Annotated in this window: 23 protein-coding genes; 19 read left to right on the top strand and 4 right to left on the bottom strand. The window is 32.6% G+C overall.

Annotated elements, in window-relative coordinates:
* The first annotated feature begins 3 nt into the window (after positions 1 to 3).
* The 7 genes from JS605_RS17660 (at position 4) to JS605_RS01965 (ending at position 7,923) form a co-directional block, all read left to right on the top strand.
* Positions 4 to 1,413 (top strand): four-carbon acid sugar kinase family protein, encoded by a 1,410-nt coding sequence (locus tag JS605_RS17660; protein ID WP_203256004.1) that lies wholly within the window; start codon positions 4 to 6, stop codon positions 1,411 to 1,413.
* Complete coding sequence (locus JS605_RS01990; protein WP_203256003.1) at positions 1,410 to 2,666, top strand: MFS transporter; 1,257 nt, start codon at positions 1,410 to 1,412, stop codon at positions 2,664 to 2,666. Before JS605_RS17660 ends, JS605_RS01990 begins: the two co-directional genes overlap by 4 nt.
* Positions 2,659 to 3,684, top strand: a complete 1,026-nt coding sequence (locus JS605_RS01985; protein ID WP_203256002.1) for a Gfo/Idh/MocA family protein — start codon at positions 2,659 to 2,661, stop codon at positions 3,682 to 3,684. Before JS605_RS01990 ends, JS605_RS01985 begins: the two co-directional genes overlap by 8 nt.
* Positions 3,685 to 3,761: 77 nt before the next feature.
* A complete protein-coding gene (locus tag JS605_RS01980; protein ID WP_203256001.1) occupies positions 3,762 to 4,766 on the top strand; it encodes a LacI family DNA-binding transcriptional regulator in 1,005 nt (334 codons plus the stop codon).
* Between the two features lie 366 nt (positions 4,767 to 5,132).
* Positions 5,133 to 5,279, top strand: a complete 147-nt coding sequence (locus tag JS605_RS01975) for a hypothetical protein (RefSeq protein WP_203256000.1) — start codon at positions 5,133 to 5,135, stop codon at positions 5,277 to 5,279.
* 115 nt (positions 5,280 to 5,394) lie between these two features.
* The gene (locus tag JS605_RS01970; protein ID WP_203255999.1) at positions 5,395 to 7,239 is read left to right on the top strand and encodes a tetratricopeptide repeat-containing sensor histidine kinase; all 1,845 of its coding nucleotides are present in this window, start codon (positions 5,395 to 5,397) and stop codon (positions 7,237 to 7,239) included.
* Positions 7,240 to 7,242: 3 nt separating this feature from the next.
* The gene (locus tag JS605_RS01965) at positions 7,243 to 7,923 is read left to right on the top strand and encodes a response regulator (protein WP_239000230.1); all 681 of its coding nucleotides are present in this window, start codon (positions 7,243 to 7,245) and stop codon (positions 7,921 to 7,923) included.
* A 261-nt stretch (positions 7,924 to 8,184) separates the two neighbouring features.
* Here JS605_RS01965 and JS605_RS01960 read toward each other — a convergent pair whose 3' ends face one another.
* On the bottom strand, positions 8,185 to 8,688 hold the full coding sequence (locus JS605_RS01960) for a DUF456 domain-containing protein (RefSeq protein ID WP_203255998.1): 504 nt from the start codon (positions 8,686 to 8,688) through the stop codon (positions 8,185 to 8,187).
* Between the two features lie 136 nt (positions 8,689 to 8,824).
* Between JS605_RS01960 and JS605_RS01955 the strand changes: the two genes are divergently transcribed.
* From JS605_RS01955 to JS605_RS01940, 4 genes are all read left to right on the top strand, one after another.
* Complete coding sequence (locus JS605_RS01955) at positions 8,825 to 9,187, top strand: BlaI/MecI/CopY family transcriptional regulator (RefSeq protein WP_203255997.1); 363 nt, start codon at positions 8,825 to 8,827, stop codon at positions 9,185 to 9,187.
* 1 nt (position 9,188) lies between these two features.
* Entirely contained in the window at positions 9,189 to 10,691 is a 1,503-nt protein-coding gene (locus tag JS605_RS01950; RefSeq protein WP_203255996.1) for a M56 family metallopeptidase, read from the top strand.
* Positions 10,692 to 11,834, top strand: coding sequence for a tetratricopeptide repeat protein (locus tag JS605_RS01945; protein ID WP_203255995.1), 1,143 nt, complete (start codon positions 10,692 to 10,694; stop codon positions 11,832 to 11,834).
* A gap of 70 nt (positions 11,835 to 11,904) precedes the next feature.
* Positions 11,905 to 12,381 carry a hypothetical protein gene (locus JS605_RS01940; RefSeq protein ID WP_203255994.1) on the top strand — a complete coding sequence of 159 codons (477 nt, stop codon included), beginning with the start codon at positions 11,905 to 11,907 and terminating at the stop codon, positions 12,379 to 12,381.
* Here JS605_RS01940 and JS605_RS01935 read toward each other — a convergent pair.
* From JS605_RS01935 to JS605_RS01925, 3 genes are read right to left on the bottom strand one after another with little or no spacing between them, the layout of a single operon-like run.
* Positions 12,378 to 13,112 (bottom strand): Bax inhibitor-1/YccA family protein, encoded by a 735-nt coding sequence (locus tag JS605_RS01935; RefSeq protein ID WP_203255993.1) that lies wholly within the window; start codon positions 13,110 to 13,112, stop codon positions 12,378 to 12,380. The two genes, JS605_RS01940 and JS605_RS01935, sit on opposite strands and share 4 nt — an antisense overlap.
* Before the next feature lie 18 nt (positions 13,113 to 13,130).
* Positions 13,131 to 14,273 (bottom strand): glycosyltransferase family 2 protein, encoded by a 1,143-nt coding sequence (locus JS605_RS01930; protein WP_203255992.1) that lies wholly within the window; start codon positions 14,271 to 14,273, stop codon positions 13,131 to 13,133.
* Positions 14,274 to 15,242 (bottom strand): lysylphosphatidylglycerol synthase domain-containing protein, encoded by a 969-nt coding sequence (locus JS605_RS01925; protein ID WP_203256723.1) that lies wholly within the window; start codon positions 15,240 to 15,242, stop codon positions 14,274 to 14,276.
* Between the two features lie 31 nt (positions 15,243 to 15,273).
* Here JS605_RS01925 and JS605_RS01920 point away from each other — a divergent pair, with 31 nt between their 5' ends.
* The 8 genes from JS605_RS01920 to JS605_RS01885 all read left to right on the top strand — a co-directional run bounded on the left by JS605_RS01920 (position 15,274) and on the right by JS605_RS01885 (position 20,730).
* The gene (locus JS605_RS01920) at positions 15,274 to 15,912 is read left to right on the top strand and encodes a cell envelope biogenesis protein OmpA (RefSeq protein ID WP_203255991.1); all 639 of its coding nucleotides are present in this window, start codon (positions 15,274 to 15,276) and stop codon (positions 15,910 to 15,912) included.
* Complete coding sequence (gene ruvC, locus JS605_RS01915) at positions 15,912 to 16,463, top strand: crossover junction endodeoxyribonuclease RuvC (protein ID WP_203255990.1); 552 nt, start codon at positions 15,912 to 15,914, stop codon at positions 16,461 to 16,463. Before JS605_RS01920 ends, ruvC begins: the two co-directional genes overlap by 1 nt.
* 72 nt (positions 16,464 to 16,535) lie before the next feature.
* Positions 16,536 to 17,411 carry a hypothetical protein gene (locus JS605_RS01910; protein ID WP_203255989.1) on the top strand — a complete coding sequence of 292 codons (876 nt, stop codon included), beginning with the start codon at positions 16,536 to 16,538 and terminating at the stop codon, positions 17,409 to 17,411.
* Positions 17,412 to 17,469: 58 nt separating this feature from the next.
* Positions 17,470 to 18,603 carry a radical SAM family heme chaperone HemW gene (hemW, locus tag JS605_RS01905; protein ID WP_203255988.1) on the top strand — a complete coding sequence of 378 codons (1,134 nt, stop codon included), beginning with the start codon at positions 17,470 to 17,472 and terminating at the stop codon, positions 18,601 to 18,603.
* Positions 18,600 to 19,349 carry a cyclase family protein gene (locus tag JS605_RS01900; protein ID WP_203255987.1) on the top strand — a complete coding sequence of 250 codons (750 nt, stop codon included), beginning with the start codon at positions 18,600 to 18,602 and terminating at the stop codon, positions 19,347 to 19,349. Before hemW ends, JS605_RS01900 begins: the two co-directional genes overlap by 4 nt.
* Entirely contained in the window at positions 19,350 to 19,958 is a 609-nt protein-coding gene (locus JS605_RS01895) for a DUF4230 domain-containing protein (protein ID WP_203255986.1), read from the top strand.
* A complete protein-coding gene (locus JS605_RS01890; protein WP_317194103.1) occupies positions 19,955 to 20,359 on the top strand; it encodes a GNAT family N-acetyltransferase in 405 nt (134 codons plus the stop codon). Before JS605_RS01895 ends, JS605_RS01890 begins: the two co-directional genes overlap by 4 nt.
* The gene (locus JS605_RS01885; protein ID WP_203255985.1) at positions 20,356 to 20,730 is read left to right on the top strand and encodes an MmcQ/YjbR family DNA-binding protein; all 375 of its coding nucleotides are present in this window, start codon (positions 20,356 to 20,358) and stop codon (positions 20,728 to 20,730) included. Before JS605_RS01890 ends, JS605_RS01885 begins: the two co-directional genes overlap by 4 nt.
* Positions 20,731 to 20,732 lie beyond the last annotated feature (2 nt).

Genomic DNA, 20,732 nt, shown 5'->3' with positions numbered 1-20,732 from the left:
ATAGTGAGCGTTAGTTTAAAACATATAACCAAAGGATTACCAAGTGTAGATACGAATGATTATCGTACTAAAAACAAAACACTTTTTTCAACCTTAAATAAAATTCTTGTTGTTATAGACGATGACCCAACCGGAAACCAAACAGTATACGATATACCACTATTAAGTTCTTGGAGCGTTGATGTTTTTGTTAAAGAATTTTTAGAAGGTACACCAGTATTTTATGTGCTTACAAATTCCAGAAGTTTAACCCCTGAGGCCACCTTTGAAATTTATAAAGAGATTGCCAAACATCTTTTAAAAGCATCAGAGTTAACACAAAAAAAGTTTATTGTTTTAAGTAGGAGCGATTCTACCTTACGTGGGCACTTTCCTTTGGAGCCAGAAACGCTTCAACAGTATTTAAACTTAGAACATGCTATAACTGTTTTTATTCCAGTGATGTTTGAAGGTAACAGGATAACTTTAAATAGTAACCACTACATTAAGGAAGAAGATGTGTTAACTCCAGTGAATGAAACCCCATTTGCTCAAGACCATTCATTTTCATATTCAAAAAGCAACTTAAAAGAGTACATCGAGGAAAAGTCCAAAGGAAAAATAAAGGCCTCAGAAGTATTTTCTTTTTCAATAGAAGAGATAAGAGAATACGACGTGCAAGAACTTGCAGCAAATATTTTAGAAATACCAGCCACATCCTATTGTGTTTTTGATAGTTTAAATTACAGTGATTTAGATAAAGTAACATCAGCACTTTTGTTAGCTGAATCCCAAGGAAAACACATTATATACAGAACCTCAAGCTCTTTTGTACCTTCATATATAGGTCTAAAACCCAAAGGAGTATTGATGCCAGAAGATATCTTGGATAAACGCAATAATAATGGCGGATTAACCATTGTAGGCTCATACGTAAAGAAATCCTCAGAACAATTAGCAAATGCGTTGTCTTTATTTAACGAAACACAAATTGTTGAGGTAGATGTGTCCAAAGTACTTTTAGATTCCTCAAATGCGTATATAGAATCATTGGTTTCTACCATTGACGATACTATCTCTAAAGGACAAGATGTAATTGTGTTTACAAGCCGTAAATTAATTACAGGAACAGATGCCAATGATACGGTAGATATCGCAAGTAAAATATCCAATGCTTTGGTAGATATTGTAAAAGGGATTACCGCAAGACCAAAATACCTCTTGGCAAAAGGCGGTATTACATCTCATGATTTGGCAACCAAAGGTCTGGGTATGAAGCGCTCTAAAGTATTGGGGCAAATACAACCAGGGATACCAACCTGGGAAATGGGCACAGAAACCAAATTACCAAAATTACCTTATATAGTCTTTCCGGGTAATGTAGGTGATACCACCACACTGCAAACCATAATAACTAAACTAAAAACACCATGATTAACAATTCCAAGCGTTATCGATTTTTCTTAGGTTCTTTTTTAATTACACTTCTATTATACATAGATCGTGTATGTATCTCTTCAGCAAAAGATGCCATTGCAGGAGATTTGAGTTTAACCGATAAGGAAATGGGTTGGGTATTAGGCGCATTTGCATTAGGTTATGCGTTGTTTCAAGTTCCTGGTGGTGCTTTAGGAGATAAGTATGGAGTTAGAAAGGTAATGACCTGGATCATGGTTTTATGGTCTGCCTTTACCTCTTTAACAGGGCTGGCATGGAATTATGTTTCAATACTATTTTTCCGATTTGTTTTCGGAGCAGGAGAAGCAGGCGCATTTCCAAACATATCCAGAGCAGCGTTTTCGTGGGTGCCAACAAAGGAGCGTGGGGCATTTCAGGGTATTAATTTTTCGGGATCAAGATTAGGGGCTGCATTTGCACTTCCTCTAGTTGCGTATTTAATAGCAGATTGGGGTTGGCGAAACATATTTTACTTCTTTGGAGCCGTTGGAGTTTTGTTTGCGGTATTGTTTTATCTATTCTTTAGAAATAAACCAGAAGATCACCCAGGGTTAAACGATAAGGAGAAGGCGTTTATAGTGAAAAACAGACAGCAAGAAGTAGAAAAAAAGGGAGGGAATTTACCTGTAGGTAAAATTTTGGGCTCTAAAAATGTTATACTCACTATGATACAATACATAGGGAGTAATTTTATCTTTTATTTTACGCTAACATGGTTGTTCCCTTATATAAAAGTAAAGTACGATTTAAATCTTGTTACCACAGGATTATATGCCATGTTACCACTTTTAGCAGGAGCTGTAGGTAACTGGACGTCTGGTTTTATGGTGGACGCCATTTATAAAAAAGGCAATTGGAAATTATCAAGACAATTACCAGCAACTATAGGTTTTATTCTTGTTGTTTTAGGGGTTTTATCTAGTCTGTTTATGGAAACGCCATTAGGAGCTGTATTGTGCTTATCAGTAGCCATTTTTGGAGCAGATATGACATTGAGTCCGTCGTGGTCTTTTTGTATGGATATAGGTGAGGAAAACTCAGGGAAAGTATCAGGAATGATGAATATGGCAGGAAATATAGGAGCTTTTATAACATCACTTGCGTTTCCTTATTTACGGGAATGGACAGGAACAGACCAAACCTATTTTTATATAGCCGCAGCACTAGGTTTTATAGCTATATTCTGTTGGTATTTTATGAATCCTAATCAAAAATTAAGCAATGCCTAAATTAAAAGGAGTCGCCATAGGCGCAGGCTATTTCAGTCAATTTCAATACGAAGCCTGGACACGCATACCAGAAGTAGAAATAACAGCTTTGTGTAATTCTAACCTAGGTCGTGCCAAAGGCATTATGGATGCATATGGTGTAAAGAAGCACTATACAGACTATAAAGAGATGATTCTTCAAGAAAAGCCAGATTTTGTAGATATCATTACACCTCCAGAAACCCATTTTGAGATGTGTAAATTCGCTGCAGATAATGGGGTACATATTATTTGCCAAAAACCATTAGCACCAACTTTAGAGGAATCACAAAAGATTGTAGATTATATTTCGCAAAAGGATGTGAGGTTTGTAGTGCATGAGAATTTTAGGTTTCAACCTTGGCATAGAGAGATTAAAAAGTTGATAAATAACGATGAAGTAGGGGAGCTATTCAATTTAAATTTTAGATCCCGTATGGGAGATGGATGGGGAGAAGATGCGTATTTATCCAGACAACCCTATTTTAGAGATTATAAAAAACTATTAATTTACGAAACAGGAGTACACTTTATTGATACGTTTCGTTATCATGCTGGAGAAGTAAAAAGCGTATTCGCTATTTTGAAACGTTTAAATCCAGTAATAAAAGGAGAGGACGCCGGGTTAATGCTTTTAAATTTTGAATCTGATACAACAGCGCTTTGGGATGCGAATAGGTATAATGAAAATAATTTTTCTAACCCTAGGTATACATTTGGCGAATATCTGGTTGAAGGTTCTAAAGGTACTATTCGTTTATACACAGATGGTAAAATAACCATACAAGCACTTGGGAAACCAGAAACAGAGCACATATATACGCATAACAATATAGGCTTTGCAGGCGATTGTTGTTACATTTTTCAAAAGGATTTTATAGATAATTTAATGACAAATACCCCTTTTGAAACCAACGGGCCTAATTACTTAAAAACGCTAAGAGTACAAGAAGCAGTCTATAAATCTGCCGAAACCAAGCTGCCAGTTACTGTAATTTAAACCTCAATTGCCGAAAATTTAGTTTTTTAGGGTTCTATTTTTGTAAATTGCATTCTCGTTTTAATCAATTAGTCCCTATGGTTACCCTAAAACAACTTGCCAAAGAACTAGGTGTTTCAATTTCAACAGTATCAAAAGCATTAAATAATAGCGAAGAAATTGGAGAAGAAACACGAAAAAAAGTTAAGGAATTAGCAGCATCTTACAATTATAAACCAAATAAAGTAGCGTTAAGCCTAAAGCAGAATAGAACAAAAACTATAGGAGTTATAATTCCAGATATTCTTAATCACTTTTTAGCCAAAGTACTTTTTGGGATAGAACGAGAAGCCAATTTACATGGTTACAATATCATAACATGCATCTCTAACGAATCCTTGCAAAAGGAAAAAGACAGTTTGCAGCTTTTGGCCAATGGAAGTGTAGATGGTTTTATTTTAAGCATAGCAGAAGAAACACAAACCAAAAACGAAATAAATCATTTTAAAGAAACCATTAGTCAAGGACTACCAATTGTAATGTTTGATAGGGTTGCACACGATGTAAAATGTGACAAAGTAATTGTTGATGATTTTGAGGCTACCTACAATGCCACAAAAAGCTTGATAGCCAAAAAAAGAAAGCACATTGTGTTTATTAGTAACATAGATAACATAAGCGTAGGTAAGCTACGAGAACGCGGTTACAATAAAGCCATGTTAGAAGAGGGGCTAGGTACTCAAGTACTACGCATAAAAAAAGGAGATGATACCCAGCAAAAAGTAAAGCGACTATATAAAAAGTATAAGGACATTGATGGAGTGGTATCAGCAGATAGTACTTCAGGGGTGGTTGCCATAAACATGGCGAGAGACTTTAAGAAGAAAGTACCAAAAGATATTTCTGTAGTAGGGTTTTCTAGCAAGTCCGTATCGGTGCATTCGGTACCCAAGTTAACAATCATTCGTCAACATGCTAAAAAAATTGGAGCAAAAGCAGCACAATTATTAATAGAACGCCTTAATAATGGGGCCGCATCCAAGGATGATTATACTACAAAAATAGTAAAGACAACTTTAGTAAAAAGTAAATCTACCCTATAATATTGATAATTAATAGCTTATCATTTAAGTTGTTCGTATTTGTCATTATTTATATATAGCATATATATTTCATGTATTTCATCGATAAAAATTACATTTCATCGATTATTTTGTAGTTATTGTATGTATTGAACGTAATTTAGCAGTGCTTTAGAGCAATATATCCCTCCGCTCATAAATAAAGCTTAATTAATCCTTTTTTTGACCCCTCGGTCTCAAATCCCCTCAAAAGAAAATAGCTTCGTTTGCTTCGTTGCATTCGATTTTAATTAATTATCCATTTTTCCCTCAGTCAAGATCAACATGTATTTGGTTTTGACTAAAAAAGTTAAGAGAAAAATTGTATAACCTTAAAATTGAATACATATGAAAGCCCTAAAAATTACATTAATTTTAGCAGTATTATTTGCATCATTAACTTCTTGTGTAAAACAAGATTTAAATGAAGATGATTTATTGACAGACCCAAACACACAACCGAAGATATATACCGGAGGTAATGCGGATGATTAAGTAGAACTTCATCTAAGTACAGATATAAGGTTTCCCTAAATTATTAGGGGAACCTTTTTTATTTTAATTAAAAAATTATAAATATTTTTGATTAAATGTATTAATAGCTATTAATTTGAAATCTTCTCTTTTTTATATATTTATTTTCTTCATTTTTGGTTTTGCAAACTGTCAAAAAAAGAGTTTAGATTTAATTGATTCTATTCAAACACATTATCTTAGGAATAAAAATATACAAGACTCGCTTCTTGTTGCTAAAGCACACTATTCGATTGGAGAGATATACAGAAAGACAACAGGTCAATCGGATAGTGCATATACCTACTACCACAGAGCAGAAAAAATTTTTCGAAAATTAAACAAGGACTTAGAATTAGGTATGACCTTGTATGGTATTGCGGTAATTCAAAAAAATGAAAAAGATTATTTAGGAAGTGAAGTTACTTCAATTGAAGTAATATCTCTTTTAGAGTCATTAGATGAATCTAATAAAGCTAAACAATATATAGCTTATGCTTATAATAATTTAGGTATTGTATATGACGAATTAGAACAATTTGAGGAGTCAATTAAATATTACCTTATAGCACTGGATATCAAACGAAATTTATCTGGAGATTTCAAAGCAAGTATAGATAATTCATTAAATAATCTGGCTAAGACCTACAGACGATCAGGTAAATACGAACTTGCTGTCAATGAGTTTGAGAAAATACTAGCTAATGAGGATTTAGTAAATCAGAGACCTGACTTTTACGCTCTAGTTCTTGACAATTATGCACATACACTTTTGTTATCAAAAAAATATGATGAACTTCCCGAACTCTACTTAAGAGCTCTGAGAATTGCAGAAAGTATTAGTCTCGACAATTATAATTCTATAATTATAAACCAACATCTTGCTGAGTACTATAATAATAAAGGAGAAAAGGATTCTGCTAGATATTATGCTTATAAAGCTAAAAGGATTTCAGATAAATACCATAATGATGACCTTTTAAAATCTTTAATACTTCTATCAAAAATAGAAGACGGGGAAAAGTCTGCGGATCATCTTAGGGCTTATGTTAAACTCAGTGATAGTCTGCAGAAAGCAGAACGAAATATTAGAAACAAATCAGCAAGAATACGCTTTGAAACACAACAAATAGAGCAAGAAAATATTCGTATAGCCAGAGAACGTATGTGGCTCTTTATACTATCTAGTGTTTTACTAGTATCTGGGGTGCTTATCTATATTATCATATCCCAACGGGCAAAGAACAAGGAATTAAAATTTGCAAAGCAACAACAAGAAGCTAACGAGGAAATATACAACTTAATGTTAGGGGAACACGAAAAAGTAGAAGAAGCAAGAACACTAGAAAAACAGCGTATATCCCAAGAGCTTCATGATGGGGTTTTGGGCAGGTTGTTTGGTACTCGATTAAGTTTAGATAGCTTGAATTTAAATAACACAACTGAAGCTATTAAAACAAGAGGACAATACATAAGCGAACTTAAAACCATTGAGGACGATATTAGAAAGGTATCTCATGAATTAAACACAGATTTTGTTTCTGGTGCAGGTTTTATAGACATCATAAAATCTATGGTAGAAACACAAACCACAGTATATAAATTAGACTATGATTTAAATTATGATGATACCATAAATTGGGATGGTGTATCCAATAAATCTAAAATTCACATATACCGTATTTTGCAGGAAACATTGCATAATATACACAAGCACGCTAATGCAAAACAAATAAATATTGGGATAAGACTAGAAAATAACGTAATTTGCTTAAAAGTGAAAGATGACGGTTCTGGTTTTGATGTGAATAAGGCGAAGTCTGGTATAGGTCTTAAAAACATGAATGCTAGAATTAAAGAACTTGATGGCACTTTGCATATTGCATCAGAAAAAAATATAGGAACAACCGTAAGTATTAAGGTTCCAACCCAATACCTATAACTTATGAACCAGCCCGAAAACATAAAAATCTTAATGATTGATGATCACCCTATTATTATCGAAGGGTATCAAAATACACTACAGTTTACCAAAAAAGATCACCAACAGTTAGATATAGACATAGCTAATAATTGTGATGAAGCATTAAACTATATCAGTAAAGCCGTAGATAATAACTTACCCTACGATTTATTGTTTGTAGATATAAGTTTACCGCCATCCTCTGATGGCCGTATGAATTCTGGGGAAGACCTAGCGGAATACGTACGCAAAGTACTGCCAAATGCAAAAATTATAATTCTTACAATGTTTAATGAATCTTTTAGGATCCACAACATCATAAAAAATATAGACCCAGAAGGATTCTTGATAAAGAGCGATTTAACATCAAGTGAATTAGCGAGTGCTTTCCAGGCTGTAATTAACAATCCTCCCTTTTACAGTGGTACCGTAAATAGTTTTATTAGAAAATCGATTACTAGTGATATTGTGATTGATGACAAAAACAGAAAAATATTGTATTTACTATCTCAAGGTGTAAAAACCAAAAATTTAGCATCACATCTAGATATATCTTTAAGTGCTGTAGAGAAAAGAAAAAAGCAATTGAAAGAACTTTTTGATATTGAAGACGGACAGGATGAATCCTTACTTAATGCTGCCCGTAGGCAAGGTTTTATATAATTAAAGCAAGTCTTGTTTTTTTGTTAAAATATTTTTTTCGACAACAAGTAGCTTTTTTAAATCTCTGTAAGTGTTTACATGTCAATACCTTACGATTTCACCGTAACAATATTACGGTTTTTCCGCAGCTGGAAGAAAAAACTTATTGGTATCTTTGATTTGTCAACATATCAGATTAATTAATCCCTCGATTTTTTTGTTGATAATAGCAATTTACAGGCCCTGTGGAGGTGAGAGACCCACAGGGCTACTTCATTATAGCTATATGCCAAAAAGAGGGGTACTATATTCGATTAATTTGCCAACATACAATCCTAGAAAAATCACAGCTACAATAAACTTTAAAAAGGTTGAGGTTAAAAACCCAATAAAGGAACCGAAAGCAGCTTTTATAGCAGTTTTAGAATCGTTTTTATTAATTAACTCACCTACCAAAGCACCAACAAAAGGTCCAATAATAATACTACCAGGAATAGGGGATAATAATCCAATAATTAAACCTACAGTGGTACCAATCATGCCATATTTAGAGCCTCCAAAACGTTTGGTGCCTATGGCGGGAATAATATAATCTAACACCCATATAAGAGCTGCAATTATAAATGTAATTACCAAGTAAGTTGTGTGCATTGGAATTGCATCTGTAAAATGTATAATGAGTAAACCTATCCAACTGGTAATAGGGCCTGGCAATACGGGTAAAAAGCTACCTATAATACCAAGCAACATAAAGAGTGCAGCAATTAGTATTAAAATAATGTCCATAAATGTTTGTTTCTATTAATTAAGACGCATTTATAACTATTATGTTACATTTTAAACTAAAAAATTAGTTGAAACTAAATTTTTAGTTATATTTGTTCAACTAACTTTTTAGTTGAACACTGTAATTCACAATAAAATGAAACAACTTACAAAAGCAGAGGAAGATATCATGCAAATTTTGTGGCGATTGAGAAAAGCTAATGTAAAAGCCATAATAGAGCAATTTTCAGAGCCGAAACCTGCATATAACACAGTATCCACAATAGTTAGGATTTTAGAAAATAAAGGGTTTGTAGATTATGAAAAACAAGGAAAAGGGCATGTTTATTTTCCCCTAATAGCAAAACAAGACTACAGCAACCAATCTATAAATAAATTGGTAGACAATTACTTTCAAGGGTCTTTTAAAAGTATGGTATCCTTTTTTGTTAAAAAGAATGATATGGATATAAAAGACTTGGAAGCCGTTTTAAAGGATATTAATAAAAAGGAGAATTAAAATGCTACATTATATCATACAAACCATAGTATTTCAGTTACTCTTTTTAATCATTTACGATGCGTTTTTAAAGAGAGAGACATTTTTTAATTGGAATAGGTGTTATCTCCTAATAACTCCAGTTTTATCTACACTACTTCCGTTGATTAAAATACCTCAATTTCGTGAGATAGTTCCACAGGATTATATAATTCACTTACCAGAAATATTTATTGGAGCGACCAAAACAGATGCTGTTTCTAAAATTCGTTTGGATGCTGTAGTTCCTGAAACAGCAAATTTTATGTCGTGGAAAACCCTGTTTATATTGGGAACGACTCTAGTTGCTGTATTATTTTTCTTCAAGATTTTTAGAATCATAAAATTGATAATAACAAGTCCGAAACTACGTCAAGGAAATTATACCATTATACAGCTTCCCGATAGTGTATCTGCATTTTCTTTTTTTAACTATGTTTTTCTCGGGGACAATATACCAGCAAAAGAAAAGGAGACCATACTTCAACATGAAACGATTCATATTAAACAAAAACACAGTTTAGACTTGTTGTTTTTTGAGGGGCTTAAAATTATGTTTTGGTATAACCCCTTGGTTTATGTCTACCAAAGAAGAATTCAGACCATACACGAATACATAGCTGATGCTAAAGCATTGCAATATCAGGGAAAACCCCAATACTATCAAAATTTACTATCACAAGTATTTGAGACTAAAAATGTCTCGTTCATCAATCCATTTTTTAAACAATCATTAATCAAAAAACGAATTATTATGTTACAAAAATCAAAATCGAAACAAAAAAATTTATGGAAATACGGTATACTACTTCCTGTAATTTTAATAATGCTTATCTATAGTTCTTGTGCAAAGGAAGAAACAAAAGAAATTGTTAGGCAAGATAAAATAGAAGATAGCCAGATTAAAGAAATCACTAGAGATGGTGTAATAACATTGAAGGTAAGTAGCTTTAAAGAGCTTTCAACTGATGCCAAAACAAAAATATTAGAAGATTATATAAATAGAAAAGTGCCAGGGACTGATAAATATTATAAGATTATTTTAAAAATAAATGGGAAAAGTATAGAATTTGATAGTAATAGGCCTGAAACCAAATTAAATAAAGGAGAACAGATGTTTAATGGAGTTGAAGTGCCCTTTTACGCTATTGAATACGCGCCAACTTTTCCTGAATGTGATTCTGAACTTAATGAAGAACGAAAAAAATGTACCTCTCAAACTATTTCAAGGTTTGTAAATAGAAATTTCAATACTGAACTTGCCAAAGATTTAAATTTAAAAGGCAGACAGCGTATTCATGTGATTTTTAAGATAAGTAAAGAAGGAGATATAATAGATGTAAAGGCAAGGGCTCCACACCCAGAACTGGAAAAAGAAGCTATTAGGGTTATTAACGCTTTGCCAAAAATGATTCCAGGAGAACAAAAAGGGAAAAAAGTAAACGTACCATATACATTACCAATAGTTTTTCAAGTAGTAGATTAGATGAGAATAATCTTTTTATTGTTTCTAACACTATTTTTTAAAACCGAAGCACAAACTTCGGTTTTAAACATTGCAGATAGTTTATTCCTAAATGGAAATTATACTAAAGCTATTAACCATTATAAATTACATAAAAATCAGGATGAAGTATTTGAGAAAATAGCAAAAGCATATGTAGCAATAGGGAATTATGATCTGGCTCTTAGCAATTTTGAAGCTGCTATTGAGGCATATCCCGATAACATTTTATTGAAATACGAATTTGCAAAATTACTTTCAAAGACTAAAAATTTTGAAACAGCTTTGGTAATGTATAAAACACTAATTTCTATACATGGAAACAACCCAAATTACCATTATGAGCTGGGTTTGGTACAAGAGCAAATTAAAGACTCCTTGGCGATTAAAAGTTTTATCAAAGCTTTTAATTTAGATAAAACACATCAAAAAGCTATCTATAAAGTCGCTAAATACAATTTACAAAAGCGTAGATACACTGCAGTAGATTCTTTGATAAGAATAGGACTGGAAACCTATCCTAAGAATATTGAACTCATAAATTTAAAAGCCCAAAAATACTATTGGCAACAAGATTACAGAAAGGCAGGTAAATGGTTCAAACAATTAATAGAACTTGGAGAAACTTCAGAGTTTATTTATGAAAAGTTAAGTCTTTGCTATGGGTATCATTACCAATACAAAGAAGCTTTAAAATATAGATTAATGGCATTAAAGTACAACCCAACTGATACTGATGCGCTGTATACAATAGGTGGTTATTATCTTGAATTGGAAAATTACCCTAAAGCAGAGGAGTTCTTAAGTAAAGCACTTTCTTTTTTAGATAAGCCCTTACACCAAGAGTATAGTACTCTAGCAAAAGCATTTAGTTACCAAAAAAAATATCCTGAGGCTATAAAGGCTCTAAAAAAGGCTATACGTGAATCGCCAGATAATGAATTTCTACATTTTAAATTAGCTGTAATTTTAGGAAAATATTATGAAGATTATGATGCTAAAATAAAAGCTTTTGAAGCTGTGAAAAAGAAATTTCCAAATGGTAGAATGAACGAAATGGTAGACCATTACATAAGTAAATTAAAAGAAGAACAGTTTAAAGACCAAAAAGATGGGACAGACTAAAAGCATATCTTGAAATAAATATTACATATAATTTCAAAAAAATTGTACTTTTCGGTTTCATAAGCTATTAATGAGACAGTGCTATATTATTCTTTTAGTTTTAGTGGTATATTCCTGCGATTACTTTAATGTAAAAAAAACTACGCCAGAAGCTATCTTAAAAGAAGACCTAAAAACATTTAATTGGGATGAGGTAGATATGTACCCAAGTTTTCCTCGGTGTGATAGCCTGATGTCTAAAACTGATAAAAAAGCCTGTTTTGAAAGTACTGTATATGCTGAGATTAGTGCCTTTCTTCAGAAGCAGATAATAGTAGTAACGCAAGATATTAATGATACTTTAATGCTGAAGTTAAGAGCCACAAATACTGGTAAGATTACTTTACTAGACGCTAAAATGGATGTGCTTACAAAGGCCGAAATACCTGAACTGGAAAAATTAATACTGCAAAGTTTAGAGGTGTTACCACAAATAAACCCTGCAATTAAGAGAAGCCAACCTGTGACAACGGAATTTGAATTGCCTTTAATCGTGAAGGTAGATTAAAATCTAATAGCTAGTTTTCGCATTAAACGCAATACTTCTAAGTACAGCCAAACCAGTGTTACCAGTAGCCCCCAAGTGGCTAACCATTCTTTATATTTAGGAGATTTGTTTTTGTGGCGTTCTATATAATCAAAATCCAGTAACAGGGATAATGCTGCAAAAATAGCAGCCACAACATTAAAAATTATTGCGGGCCATGAGGTGCCCCATATAAATACTTTTATTCCAAAAAATCCCAAAATCCAAGAGATAATGTAAATTACAAAGATGCTGGCAGCAACTGTAATTATTATACTTCTCAGTTTTTTAGTAACAACAATTATTCTGGTTTGGTACAGTACAAGCACAACAAAAAAAGTTATCATGGTAATGCCAATGGCTTGGTAAGGAAAATTAGGAAACCTAGCGTGTACATAAGCTGTAGTAGCTCCAAGAAAGAAACCTTTGGCAATAGCATAAAGAGGTACTAAAATATGTGCCCAATGTTGCCTTACCGAAATTACTATGCTAATAATAATGGCAGCTAACATACCTCCCATAGAATACCATTTTATGGTATGACCTTCACTGTAAAGTTTCCAAATACCTACAGAAATGATGATCATTAGGATTATGGACAACATAGACTTGATAAAAATCCCAGTAACTGTCATTGTTTTTGGTGCAGATTCATCGTTATTAAAAAAATAACTTGTAAAAGCAGGATTGGTAGTTTTATCAAATACTTTCATCTTGTTAAATCTAATAAATTATCTTTTAAAAGTTCTTCCTTTCCAATCATAGCTTTTAAAAACAGATAGAAAGACTATGTACACACTAAAAAAGGGATAGAGAAAAAAGCTGGTTAAAAAACTTCGAAATGCCTTTCGTTGATTGAAAAATGCCGAGGTTTTATAAAGTAATAAAAAGTCGATATTCAATTTAATAATTAAAATATACACCCATACTTTAATATTAAAAAATCCAAATAGCGAACCCATAGGGAGAGCAATAAATGTGAAGTTCATAAGGAAAACAATCGCCCCGGTAAATTTACCAAACCAATTGTTGTAATGTCCGGTTTTTGCTGCCCAACGCAAGCGTTGGGAAATTAATTGTTGCCAAGTTGGTTGGGGCCTTGTAGTTACAATAGCATGTTCATGTTTTAAGTATTTTACTGAAGTGGGATATTTTTTTATGATACTTTCTAGAAGGAAAATATCATCGCCACTTGCTATGGTATTGTTGTCATTAAAACCGTCTACCTCTCTAAAAGCAGCTTTTGTATACCCGAAATTCGCACCATTACACAAAAAAGGTTTTTTTATACCGAAACCACCTATTGTAGCACCTTGAAGGCTTAAAAAATCCAATTGTTGAAAACGGCTTAAAAATGTGTTGTCATCAGTGTAAGCCACAGGAGCTACAATACATGTGGGGTTGTGTTGCTGTATAAAAGCATCAAAACAATCCAGCCAAAATTCAGGTAAGATACAATCGGCATCAGTTGTTAAAATCCATTGGTGTGTTGCACTATTTATGGCGGTATATATGGCGTCTTTCTTAGGAGAGTTAGATACACGTTTGTTCTTGATAATTCTGATAGTGACCGTTACAGCATTGCCTCTGGTGGACGCTTCTAAAAATGTGTTTATAATTTCTATAGAATTATCTGTGGAGTCGTCATCCACCAAAAGTATTTCAAAAAGATGTTTTGGATAATTTAATTGATAAATAGATTGTAATAATTGTGGCAGGTTTTTACTCTCATCTCTAAAGGGAATAATAATAGAAAATTTGGTTTTGGCAGGACTATCAGTTAATACACCACTTTTTACTTTATCGAAACCCCAAATAAACCCACCAATTAAGAGTAGGTATAAGATGGTAATGATAATACTTGAAACGGCCATTTATTCGTTTTTAGGCAATTTGAAATTTAGTACATAAAAGCTACCAAAGCAACTTGGGATAACGAAATTTAAAATCCACATCAAGGTAACGGTACATATGATAATAAGTGGGTTGATGTTTAAAAATGAAAATAAAAAAACAGCAACACTACCTTTGATAACAGCATCAAAAATAAAAATAGATGGTATTATAGATGAAATTAGATACATAGAGGTTATAACTGTCATAGCTTCAAAATAATATATGCTTACATTAAATAAACGAAGTATAAAGAAGAATTGAAATGAAAAGGTAACATAACGAAAAAGTGATAATAATAAACCCAATAAGAGTCTGAGTTTTGGGAAACCCTTTAAAAAAATGTTCAATTTTTCAATAGAAAACCCTCTTATTTTAAATCGGTTTTTCTGTATGCCCAAAAGCGCAAAAACCAGAATTAGTAACCCAATTAAAACATATCTGGCAATTTTGTAATAGTCTATTCCAACATCATATTTAGTAACGAATACAGTAAAACCAATAATGCCAAGTATAAAGGTAATACTCATTTGAAGTACATTGCTAATTAAGTTTGTGAGCATGATTTTCTTTCTTAGAGCAGGAATAAAATACATAGCTTTGGCACCGTATTCTCCTATGCGATTTGGAGTAAAAAGAGATGCGGTAAGAGCTCCCAAACTCTGTTCGAGCGCTTTTTTAAAAGAGATGTGTTTCACTGGATTTACCAAGGTTTGCCATTTTAAGGTTTCTAAAAACCAATTAAAAATGGATAAAATCATTAAAAAAAAGACCTGTTTTGGGGTAAAAACACCATTTTTTGATGTAAATTGAATAAAACTTGAAAAACTTAATGTGTTGTTGTTAGTTAGCTTTTCATAAATAAAATATCCCGCTCCAACCACGATACTTAATTTAATAAGTACAAAAAAGAATTGTTTAGTTTTGTATGGTACCGAGTTATATAGCATTTCCAATTGCAAAATAATCATTAAACTAATTATGAACCCAAAAATAAACGTACTTAAATCTATTAGTTTTTTGGTGCTATTATTTGTTGGGGGTTTCAATGGTTTTTCACAAGTCGATACCAGCAAGATTAAAGCACAAATCGCAGTAGGGGTAAGTAGTCCGTCTTCAAGTGGATTTGTTACCACCTTTAAAGGGAAGCCTATTAACTTTCCTGCTGTAAATTTGGGTATGCAGTATATGTTTACATCGCAATTAGGGGCAAAATTAGATTATGGTTTTAGTAGGATCTCAAATGATAATACGTCGCCAGAATTTAAGTTAAACTACTCTCGCATCAATTTACAAGGTGTTTGTGATGCTTCTGGGGTTTTATCGTTTTCGCAAAGAATGGGTGTGTTTCTGCATGCAGGACCTGGTGTTAGTATGATAAAACCATTAGGGGATTATGCTAACAATAATGTCTCATTTATAAATGTTGTAACAGGTTTAGAATTGCACTATGGTGTTTCAGATAACCTAACCTTATATATGGATACATCTTATATTTTTGGTTTCGGAAAAGATTTTAATCCTGTATCTGATGGTTTTGGTGCTTTTAATGGTAATTTACTAACTGTAACTTTTGGTGTATCTATATCACTAAGTGGTTGCTATTTTTGTGGAAATTGATGCAAAAAGAAAGAATAATATTAGGGATAGATCCAGGAACAACAATTATGGGTTTTGGACTCATAAAAGTTGTTGGAAAAACAATGAGTTTTTTACAGCTTAATGAACTGGATTTAAAAAAATATGATGATCACTACGTAAAGCTGAAACTTATATTTGAACGTACTATTGAGCTTATAGATACTCATCACCCAGATGAAATAGCTATCGAAGCACCTTTTTATGGCAAAAATGTACAAAGTATGTTAAAGTTAGGCAGGGCGCAAGGCGTAGCTATGGCAGCAGGTTTAAGCAGACAAATACCTATTACTGAATACTTGCCAAAAAAAATAAAAATGGCTATTACTGGTAACGGAAATGCTAGTAAGGAACAAGTGGCAAAAATGCTACAAGGGTTGTTGGGGTTAAAAACCTTGCCAAAAAACTTGGATGCTACCGACGGCTTAGCCGCAGCGGTGTGTCACTTTTATAATTCAGGAAGAATTGAAGTTGGTAAGAGTTACTCTGGTTGGGCTAGTTTTGTGAAAAATAACCCTGATAAAGTTGGTTAATTTGTAAGACTATTCTTTTTTAAGTTAGTTATTTTGGTATATTTGGGGTAAACGAATTAAACTCCAAATTACATGAAAATTCTAAACGCGTTAAGTGCTCTATTTCTGTTTTTATTTATTGTTTCTTGTTCAAGTGATAGCAATTCTAATGAAATTGATAATAAAGACTCTTTTTTGTACAAATTTGAAAACCAAGATGTTAATATTTCTAATTGGACTGCGTTAAGATCAGAAAATACAATGGAGGTTCTTGGTACTACAGATAGTGGTGATAGTTTTGGTGTTCAATTCAATGTATATGGAAATTTAGGTTCAGCAACTGCACTTGCTAATGAAAGTGGATCTGGTGGATTTCCGAATTCGTACTGGGCTTTCGAATATTTTAAATCTAACTATTTTAATTTTGAACTGATAGGTATTGATGAAGCTAATAAGAGAGTAGCAGCTAAATTCTCTGGAAATTTATATGAAGATGAATATGATATTGATTCAGAAACTCGATATGCCGAGGGTAGTTTTAATGTAGAATATAGAGAAATTATGCCTCAAATATCTGGATTAGAAGTTTCTGCCGTAGTTGATGGGAACAATTGGTATGCTACTAGTTCAAGTTCTTCTGGAGGTTTTGCTGGTAGTCCTCGTTCTTATAACCACTATAGCGATAACGAATATAGTATATCTTATGTTATCATTTATGGTGATGTTGATTCTATAGGGAGTTTCCAGTTTGATGAGAATAGTACATACAATAAAATCTCTTTTTCAAGGTATGATCCTAGCATAGGTGAGTTTATTGAATATAAAACATCTGGGATATTTAAAATTGATGAGCATTTAACAGGTTTTGGAATTAATCAAATTAAAGGTTCGTTCTCTCTTACCGCTGTAAATGGAAATGAAACTATTGAGATTACTGACGGTTACATTAACGATGTATATCCATTTTAATCTAAAAATAATTTTATAAAGTTGTAAAAGACAAGAAGTTTAATATCTTGTCTTTTTTATGGCCGGAATCTATATTCATATACCCTTTTGCAAACAAGCATGTTATTATTGCGATTTTCATTTTTCTACGTCATTAAAAAAGAAAGAAGAACTTATTCAATGTTTAGTTCAAGAACTAATTTTGAGACAAGACGAACTTCAAAATAAAACAGTAGAAACTATATATTTTGGAGGAGGCACACCTTCGCTTTTAACTAAAAACGATATACAGTTGTTAGTTGATGCAGTTTATAACAATTTTAAAGTGGTTAAAGATCCAGAAATTACTTTAGAAGCTAATCCAGACGATTTAACAACCAAACAAGTAAACGATTTAGCAACTACTCGAATTAACAGATTAAGTATTGGTGTTCAATCTTTTTTTGAAAGAGATTTAAAACTGATGAATCGTGCACACAATGCAAATGAAGCAAAGGCAAGTTTGTATGAAGCAACAAAGTATTTCAAAAATATTTCTGTAGATTTAATTTATGGTATACCAGGTTTGAGTAATGCGGAGTGGATTGAGAATATAGAAACAGCACTGTCGTTTAATGTACCGCATATTTCATGCTATGCGCTTACTGTAGAACCTAAAACCGCACTAGAATCTTTCATAAAAAAAGGACTTATAAATAATGTGGATGACGCATTGGCTGAAGCGCAATTTCAAATATTAGTAGAAAAACTTGAAGCAAAAGGCTTTGTTAATTACGAACTGTCCAATTTTGGCAAACCAGACTGTTTTAGTAAAAATAACTCAGCATATTGGCAAGGAAAACCATATTTAGGTATTGGACCTTCTGCACATTCTTTTAACAGTGACCAACGTAGCTGGAATGTGTCCAACAATATAAAGTATATAAAGAGTATTCAACAAAACAAATTGCCTTTAGAAGTAGAAACGCTTTCCTTAACTGATAAGTTTAACGAATATGTTATGACAGGGCTTAGAACAATTTGGGGTGTATCACTACATAAGGTAGAAAAAGATTTTGGTAAGGTCTACAAGGCATACCTACTACAGCAAGCCGAAGTTTTTATAAATGAACATTTGTTGTATATTGATGATGATAAACTTTTAACCACAAAAAAAGGTAAATTTTTAAGTGATGGCATAGCCTCTAATCTTTTTAAATTAAATCTATCTTGATAGCAACAATACAATACAATTCTAGCAAGTTACAGATCGATTTATCTAAACCATTGGATATTTCCATGCCACTTCGCGCATCAAAAGACAATGTAAATGCGTGGTATGTTGATGCGCCTAAAATAACACCCGCTAAAGACGAAAATTGGATAGCAAGTGTAAAAGATGGCGCTTGTATTAACTTTAATAATATTGAGTTTAACCCTCATGCACATGGCACCCATACCGAATGTGTAGGCCATATTACAGAAGAGGTCTATTCCATTAATAAAAATCTAAAACACTTCTTTTTTTTATCAGAAGTGGTTACGGTAGCTCCCGAAAAATTGGGAGAGGACTTTGTGATTTCTAAAAAGCAAATACGATTTGCCTTGGGTAATAAAAAAAGGGATGCGATTGTGATTCGCACTATGCCAAATACTCTAGAAAAACTAACAAGGCAATATTCTAATACCAATCCTACCTATCTGTTGGAAGAAACGGCAATTTACCTAAAACAAAAAGGCATAAAACACCTTTTAATAGATTTACCTAGTGTGGATAAAGAAAAAGATGAGTGTCAATTATTAGCACATAACGCATTTTGGAATACCAAAGGAAAGTTACGTTTGGACGCTACCATTACAGAATTTATTTATGTGCCCAATCCTATAGAAGATGGGAAGTATATTTTAAATTTACAAATCGCGCCTTTTGAAAACGACGCTACACCAAGTAAACCCGTATTATATAAAGTTATTGAGTAAATGGAAATTTTTATAGCAATAATCGTAGCAATTTTAGTTACTCTTGGAGTCGTAACCATTGTAAAATCGTTTAAGAAAAAACAATTGGTTAATGCACAGTCTACTATTTTATTAAATAAGATTAAAAAAGTATGTAAATTTATTACTGTTGAAGGCGATTTTGCAGAGATTTACCATTATGAAGATGTAAAACAAAAGTTTTTAAAATTAATTTCGAGCAAGAAGAAGGCTTTGGTGGTAATTAATGCTAAAGCCCATGTGGGGTATGATTTATCTAAAATTCAGCTGATATCAGATACAGATAAGAAGAGGATAATCTTAGAGAAATTTCCACAGCCAGAGGTACTATCCATTGAAACCAATTTAAATTATTATGATAAATCTGATGGTTATTTTAATAAGTTCGAGGCTAGTGATTTAACAGATTTGCATAATGAGGCCAAGGTACATATTAAGGCGAAGATTCCTGAAAGTGGCTTAATACAAATAGCACAACAAGAAGCCTTAGAAACTATTTTGTTGATTGAAACTATTGTAGAGACCATTGGATGGAAGTTGGACTATTCAGCCTTACAAATTGAGAATAATCATATAAAGAAATTAGGGTGATAGTAGAAATCTCTACAGATAAAAGTAAGCTTCAATTAGATGTAATACATGGTTTTCTAACCGAGAGTTATTGGGCAAAAGGAAGAACTTACGATGAAGTTAAAACATCAATAGAACATTGTTTGTGTTTTGGTGTTTACATTGACGAGAAACAAATAGGATTTGCCAGAGTAGCTACTGATTATGTGGTTTTTGCCTACCTTATGGATGTTTTTGTTTTACCAGAGTACCGTGGAAATGGCTACTCTAAACAATTAATAGATACTGTAATTAAAGATGAGAAACTGCAAAACTGTAGCGTTTGGATGTTAAAAACAGCTGATGCTCATGGTTTATATAAGCAGTATGGATTTACTGAGTTAAAACATCCAGATAAAGTAATGGAGCGATTGTTAAAATGAACATAGAACAAATAAGAGCATATTGCTTAAGTAAAAAAGGAACCACTGAAGATTTTCCTTTTGATGAAGATACTTTAGTATTTAAAGTTTTAGGTAAAATGTTTGCTTTGGCTTCTTTAAAATGGTGGGAACGCGGCGAGGCCGCTATAAACTTAAAAGCGGATCCTGAATATTCTGAAACTTTACGTGAACAACACAATAGCATTCGCCCAGGATACCACATGAGTAAAAAGCACTGGAATACGTTGTATATTCATGAAGGTGAGTTACAGCCACAACTCATTAAAGATTTAATAGATCATTCTTACGAAATGGTAATTAAAGGTATGACCAAGAAAATGCGGGAACAACTTAATACTATAGAAGACTAGGT

This window comes from Hyunsoonleella ulvae (assembly GCF_016827605.1).
In the GTDB taxonomy this organism is placed as follows: domain Bacteria; phylum Bacteroidota; class Bacteroidia; order Flavobacteriales; family Flavobacteriaceae; genus Jejuia; species Jejuia ulvae.
Note: the sequence above shows the minus strand (reverse complement) of the source record. Positions and strands in the feature narration are given on the sequence as shown.